We start from the raw sequence: 5,268 nt of genomic DNA, 5'->3' as shown, positions 1-5,268 counted from the left end.
CCCTAGGTTGCCCCCGCCCTGCTGGCAGCCTCCCTCTGATCCCGTAGTGCGCTATCCTCCCTCTCCTTCGGCGCCACTGGCTCTCCCCTCTCCCCCCTTGTCGATCTGAGTGCAACCCCTCCCCTCTTTCGGGTCAAAGAGTGAACCGCGTCATGGCGTTAGATAAGATCATAAAATCGACACCCTCAAAAAATCTGCTTAAAGAGGAGGAGGAGACCTTCTGACGGTCAAAAATAGACATCGGCGACAGCTTTTGACTGGGCTGGATCGTCATTTATTCCTTATAAAAGTGGATAAAGCTAAAAAGCCTCATTCAAGACCCACCCATAACCCAGGCACAAATCAAACATAAACCATTGAAATTAATGACTTTAAAATACTTTCTTGTCTAAGTATTTTTTTAACCATGGCAACTTGGCTGCATTTCAAACACCAGCATGCAAAAACGGTCACTTGGACTCCCAACTCATTAAAGTGGCTCGTTTATCACAATGAGCCATTGTTTTAATCTCCCTTTGTGTTATCTTGGATCCATCAACAGCCAGCCAGGGAGAAAAGATATGACCGAATTCTTAGTTACAGCAGTTTTCACTGTGTTTTTCACTCTGGTCGCAGTTTCCCTGCCTTCACTGTCCCAGTTTTGAGCCATGTGGGGCGCTTGCCGCCTCACTGACTGACCAGAAAACGACTGTTTAATCGACACCAACTGTGCATTAGTCACGGTTGGTGTTTTTGTTTGTGCTTTTTGCACCATTTCTGCATTCCCCCATGACGGCCATGCTCGTCCGACCTCTCCTGCTCAGCCCCATCACCGATTTACTCTGCCCAACCCCGGGTTCACAATGGTGCTCTTCTGTTTTTTCTCGGGATCCGTTATGACTATCGACGCCCTGCGCCACTGGCGCCGCGACCTGCATCGCCTGCCGGAAGCGGCCTGGTGTGAATTTCGTACCAGCTCACTCATCGCACATCGCCTCAATGAACTCGGTTTCACAGTCATGCTGGGAGATGCCCTGCTGGCCAGTTCATTGGTGATGGGTCGCCAGATAGATGTGGCAGCACAGAAGGAGCGCGCCTTGCGCCAAGGGGCCAACCCCGACTGGTTGGCGCGCATCGAAAACCTGACCGGCGTCATGGGACTCTGGGACAGCGGGCGACCCGGCCCGACCTTGGGGTTTCGCTTCGACATAGACGCAGTGGAAGTTGACGAAGATGGCGGCGAGCAGCATCAGCCCAACCAGGAGGCATGGCAGTCTCACAACCCGGGTTGGATGCACGCTTGTGCCCATGATGGTCATACCGCCATCGGTCTGGTACTGGCGGAGCGGATCATGGCCCAAGCCGAGCAACTGGGAGGGCGAATCAAGCTCTTCTTCCAACCGGCGGAAGAGGGATGCCGAGGCGGCAAGGCACTGGCGGCGGGCGGTCAACTCGATGATGTTGACGCGCTGCTGGCCCTGCACATCGGTATTCATGCCGCCAGTGGCGAGTTGGTGCTCAACCCCACCGAATTTCTCTGTTCGACCAAGTTTGACGTGGAATTCATGGGAGAGTCGGCCCACGCCGGGCTCGAACCCAACGCGGGGCACAATGCCCTGGCCGCGGCGTGCATGGCAACCACCGCCATGCTCGGCATCCCCCGCCATCGCGACGGCATGACCCGTATCAATGTCGGGCAGCTCAGTGGCGGCAGCGGTCGCAATGTGATCCCGGGTCAGGCACGCCTGCAAGGGGAAACCCGGGGGGCCAGTCCTGCGCTCAACGACTATGTGTTTGGTCAGGTGCAACGCATCGTTGAGGGGGCCGCCCTGATGCAGGGGGTGAGTTATCTCATTCGCAAGCAGGGTGAAGCCATCGGTATCAACAACAGCCCTGAACTCATCGAGGAGCTGATGCCCCTGGCCGACGCCATGGCCCTCAATACGGTACACACCCGACGCTTCGGGGCGAGTGAGGATGCGGGTTTCCTCATCGAGCGGGTGCAGCGCAATGGCGGTCAGGCGGCTTACCTGATCCTGGGTGCCGACCTCAGTGCTCCCCACCATCACCCCGCATTCAACTTCGATGAAACCGTAATGGCCCATGGGGTTGGCTTGCTGGAGCGTTTTATCCAGCACAGGCTGGCTGTGTCTTGAACCCTTGATGCCGCACCATCGCTCGGCGTCCATGCAACCCTGATAGCCAGGGGGCCACATTGCTCGAGCGCGCTATCGCGCACAGGCTGTGCCCTGATCCAATAATGAGGATTGGCTGCCAGCAAGCAGTTCCCCACATGCTTGGCGGGGATCTGCCAATGAAACAGGCAGCCTGATGGCTGCCTGTTTTTATCACATTCCGTCAGCCTGATGCTTGTTTCAGGCACTATGTAGGTCTATCCCCGCCCTCTGTCAGTACGCTCATCTCAACAATCTCTCTCGGTACTGCCAGTGCCAGCTATCGCAGTACGATGTCGGCCAGATGGCTGAAGTGGCGGATCTCGTGGGTCGGGGCACAGTCCCCCTCCTGACCTTGGGGGTTATACCAGCAGGTAGCCAGCCCCATGGCTGCCGCGCCCGCAATGTCAGTCTTGGGATTATCCCCCACCATCAGCACCCGGGCCGGATCCGGCCGACCCATTAATGCCAGGCTCCGCTCGAAGATAGCCGCTGACGGCTTGGTGACTTGCACCTCATCCGAGATGATCAGCGGCGCAAACCAGTCGTGCCAACCGAGCTTGGCCAGACGACCGCGCTGGGGCAAGCTAAAGCCATTGGTGATGATCCCCATGCTCACCCGCTCCTTCAATCGCAGCAAGGTCTCCACCACCCCGTCCAGGGGCTGGCTCAGCGCAATGATCTGCATGAGGAAGGTGTTATTCATGGCGAGGGGGTCGAGGCCTTCTGGGACGAAGGGCGAGAAGCGGGTCTGTTGCAAATGCTGGGCATCTATTTCACCACTGTTGTACTGGCCCCACAGTCGATGATTGAGCTCACGATACTCACTCATCCGCGCTTCACTCGCTGCGATACCGTGCAGCTGCAAAGTCTGCTCCAAGGCGAGATCCACCGGGAAATCCACCAGGGTTTCATCAAGATCAAACAGTACCCAGTCATAAGATGGCGTATTCATATCAATCCTTTACTACATGGAAAATGAAAGCTGGCATTGACCCGGCCAAACGGGCTAAACAGTGGTCAACCCTTGGCAATGAGTGGCCTTTCGATGCCAAAAGCCACTCATCTTTGACGACCGGGCCGACAAGCAGGACGCCATTATCAGCCAGGGCGCGGACGGGATCCAGTCAGGATCCCAGCTTGCCGGCCTGCCAGTCGGCCAGCAGTGCCAGGGTAAACCGCACCCCGAAGCCCGTTACCTCGCTGCCAACCACCCCATTGCCGCCCTTGTTGCGATAACCGGACAAGTCCAGATGCAACCAAGGGGTATCGGCTGGCACGAAACGACTGAGAAAACGGGTCGCATCGATATGATCCGGCGAGGCGCCAGGGGCGCACTGCAACAGATCCGCCCATTCACTCTCCAGCGCCTCATCATAATCACTGTCCAGCGGGAAGGGCCAAACCCGTTCACCACTCTCTTGCCCCAGCTGGATCAGGCTCGGCAGCCACCCGGCCTGGTTGGTAAAGGCGCCGCTATAACGACTGCCCAGCGCCCGTTTGCAGGCACCGGTCAGGGTGGCGTAGTCGATGATGAGATCAGGTTCGTCCCGCGCCGCCAGCGCCAGGGCATCGGCCAGCACCATGCGTCCCTCGGCATCCGTGTCCACCACCTCGATGGTGGTGCCATTGCAAGCGGTGACCACCTCACCGGGACGATAAGCCTGCGGGCCTATGTGGTTCTCGGCGATGGCCAGCCAGCAGTGAACCTGTACCGGCAGTCTGGCTCGGCTAATGGCGAGCAGGGTACCGAGTGCCACAGCGCTCCCCCCCATATCGAGATGCATGCCATACATGGAGCCCCCCACCTTGAGGTTGTAGCCGCCCGAATCGTGGCAGATCCCCTTGCCCACCAGGGCCAGCTGCTGGGTGGCGCCCGCGGGTAGATAACTGAGTTTCACGATGGCGCCCTGGCTATCCTCGGCGCCCCGGCTCACCGCGAGGAAGGCACCGGCGCCCAGGCCTTTCAGTGCAGACTCATCATATTCTTGCCAGTGCCACCCCTCGATACTGGCCATCTCTTTCACCCGCTGCCGGTAGCCGCTCGCATTGAGTACCGATGCCGGCAACACCCCGAGATGGCGGGCCAGGGCATTGCCCTCTGCCTCGGCACACAGGCGCGCCGCATCCAGGGGAAACGCGGGGGAACTTGAGATCTGACGATAGGCGGTGACCAGCTTGGTCTCGCGCTTCTGGCTCGGCAAGGTCACGTTGGCGGCCAACAGGCTGGCCAGTACTACCTCTCCGAGTCGCGCTCTTTCTGCGGACTCGAACCCTTCCAGATGCAGACTCAGCTGCTCGGTGTGGTATTGGGCAAGGGGCGCAATCCACTGCCGGATCTTTTTGAAGCGTTCATGACCGGATCCCAGCGCCGGGCTGAATATCAGCATAAGCAACCCTGGCCGAGCAGTTGTATCGGTGATCGGGCACAGATAAGGCCCCTCCTGCCCCAGGGCAGCTTGCAGGGTGGCTGACGCCAGTTCGGTGCGCGCAAGCAGCGTCTCTTTCAGACTCTGATGGCAGATCAATAGCTTGAGAGGGGAACTCAGCCCCATGAACTGATCAAGATCCCGAGGTTCATTGTCTATGTTGGGGGCCTGATAGGAAAAATCGAGCATTTAGCGCAGCCTCATCCATGGAAAACAGAAGAGAGCAGATGATACCTGAGCAGGAGCAGATCGCCATGGGGCGGCGCCATATGGGATAAGGGAAATGGCAGGGATGCAAAAAATCCGCAGATACCGGACACGCACAAGGGAAATCTAAAGCAATGAGGAAATATTGAAGGGGAAGAGCTACGAGAAAGTGGTTGCGGGGGCTGGATTTGAACCAACGACCTTCGGGTTATGAGCCCGACGAGCTACCGAGCTGCTCCACCCCGCGTCTGAGGTCGCCAATAATAGGCGCCAGCGCAAATATTGCAAGCAAAAATCTTGATAAAGTTGAGTATGTAGATTAATGCGGCGCTAACAGCACCTTTTCCCAGCACCATGCTGACTTTTTATGCGATGAAACAAGCTCTTGCCTCTGAAACCTCCCCTTATGTCTTGCAGAGCGACAGGCGCCGCTGCCATGGGGCTGGCTCTGCTGGTTCATAACGCGCCCATCAGGCCAA

General features: G+C 57.9%; 3 protein-coding genes and 1 tRNA gene. 1 reads left to right on the top strand and 3 read right to left on the bottom strand.

Going from position 1 to position 5,268, the window contains the following annotated elements:
• Positions 1 to 875 precede the first annotated feature (875 nt).
• Positions 876 to 2,135, top strand: coding sequence for an amidohydrolase (locus G113_RS18995; RefSeq protein ID WP_005909493.1), 1,260 nt, complete (start codon positions 876 to 878; stop codon positions 2,133 to 2,135).
• A gap of 298 nt (positions 2,136 to 2,433) precedes the next feature.
• On the opposite strand, the gene yjjG is transcribed toward G113_RS18995, so the two are convergent.
• The 3 genes from yjjG to G113_RS18980 all read right to left on the bottom strand — a co-directional run bounded on the left by yjjG (position 2,434) and on the right by G113_RS18980 (position 5,036).
• On the bottom strand, positions 2,434 to 3,108 hold the full coding sequence (gene yjjG, locus G113_RS18990; protein WP_005909490.1) for a pyrimidine 5'-nucleotidase: 675 nt from the start codon (positions 3,106 to 3,108) through the stop codon (positions 2,434 to 2,436).
• Positions 3,109 to 3,280: 172 nt separating this feature from the next.
• Positions 3,281 to 4,771 (bottom strand): M17 family metallopeptidase, encoded by a 1,491-nt coding sequence (locus G113_RS18985; RefSeq protein WP_005909489.1) that lies wholly within the window; start codon positions 4,769 to 4,771, stop codon positions 3,281 to 3,283.
• Positions 4,772 to 4,959: 188 nt separating this feature from the next.
• Positions 4,960 to 5,036: transfer RNA gene (locus tag G113_RS18980), tRNA-Met, on the bottom strand.
• Positions 5,037 to 5,268: the final 232 nt, after the last annotated feature.

This window comes from Aeromonas molluscorum 848, assembly GCF_000388115.1.
Lineage (GTDB): Bacteria > Pseudomonadota > Gammaproteobacteria > Enterobacterales > Aeromonadaceae > Aeromonas > Aeromonas molluscorum.
This window is presented reverse-complemented; position numbering and strand designations above follow the sequence as displayed.

Bases quoted from the DNA above. Each gene is read 5' to 3' on its own strand.
- G113_RS18995 (WP_005909493.1), top strand. From the start codon at position 876: ATGACTATCGACGCCCTGCGCCACTGGCGCCGCGACCTGCATCGCCTG.
- G113_RS18985 (WP_005909489.1), bottom strand. From the start codon at position 4,771: ATGCTCGATTTTTCCTATCAGGCCCCCAACATAGACAATGAACCTCGG.
- yjjG (WP_005909490.1), bottom strand. From the start codon at position 3,108: ATGAATACGCCATCTTATGACTGGGTACTGTTTGATCTTGATGAAACC.